Source organism: Thermoanaerobacterium butyriciformans, assembly GCF_017874545.1.
GTDB lineage: Bacteria > Bacillota > Thermoanaerobacteria > Thermoanaerobacterales > Thermoanaerobacteraceae > Thermoanaerobacterium > Thermoanaerobacterium butyriciformans.
The window spans coordinates 1-1049 of record NZ_JAGGLT010000071.1; the positions used below are offsets into that span (position 1 = coordinate 1).

Below are 1049 nucleotides of genomic sequence, written 5' to 3' on the forward strand. Positions count from 1 at the left end.
AAACAACCATGCATCATGGATGTGTTTACATTATTAGACAATATTGAGAAATGTAGTAAAGACAGTGTAATTGAAGCTTTTAATAATAGTGTACACTCACTAAGAAGAATGTTATTAAGCGGTACATTTGCACTTGATTCAACAATCATTGAAACAAAACCAGATTTTCCTGGATGCGGGAAAACGAAAAGAAAAAAAGAAGGAGATGAAGAAGACACCTCCCAATACAAATATATTCATGGCTTCAAGTTATTCATACTTTATGAAGTCAAATCACGAATAATTGTTGCCATGAATATTGTACCAGCAAATGAAAGCGATAGCAACTATCTTTTATCTATGGTTGAACAAGGAATAAGAAATTGTGGAAAAGGACGAATAAAAGTTGTAGTAGCAGATCGAGGATTTTTAGATGGAGCTCAAATGTGGGAAATAAAACACAAACTAGGGATTGATTTCATTATTCCAGCAAAATCAAAGATGATAATACGAGAAGATGCAATAGCATTATATAATAATTATAAAGATAGATCATTAGCTGAGTGGGAATATGGTAAAGACAAATGCCAAGGTTACGGTGTAGATGGATTAACAACATATTTTGAATATAACCCAAAAGGGGTAAAAAGTAACAAAAAAACGAATGGCAGTGCATTAAATGCAGTAGTGATAACAACATGGAGAGGGAGAAAAATATCAAAAGAAAAACAGAAAGTAATATTAACAAGTTTACCAGCAGAAGAAGATGTAGCAGCGATTGCAAAAAAATATCGATTAAGATCGCTAATAGAGAACCAAGGATTCAGAGAATTAAAACAAGCTTCTTATTTAAAGCATCTTCCAAGGAGAAGTGGGGAATATGCTGAAAATGCTGCATATATACACATGATGTTATGTGTATTTGCCCATACACTATTTTATGCATTTTTAAGTTGGCGTAAAAAGCAGGGGTCAGTGCAATCTGAAATAGATTGCATGCGCAATTGGAGAAAGAAAAAAACAAATGAAAAAGAAAAAATACTAATTGTTGCAGAAGAAAAATACTATGC

At 32.5% G+C, this 1049-nt stretch carries 1 protein-coding gene; it reads left to right on the top strand.

Annotation, left to right across the window (positions count from 1 at the left end):
• Positions 1-108: 108 nt before the first annotated feature.
• The coding region (locus J2Z80_RS14890) for a transposase (RefSeq protein ID WP_209455073.1) at positions 109-1049 on the top strand (941 nt) is incomplete at its 3' end.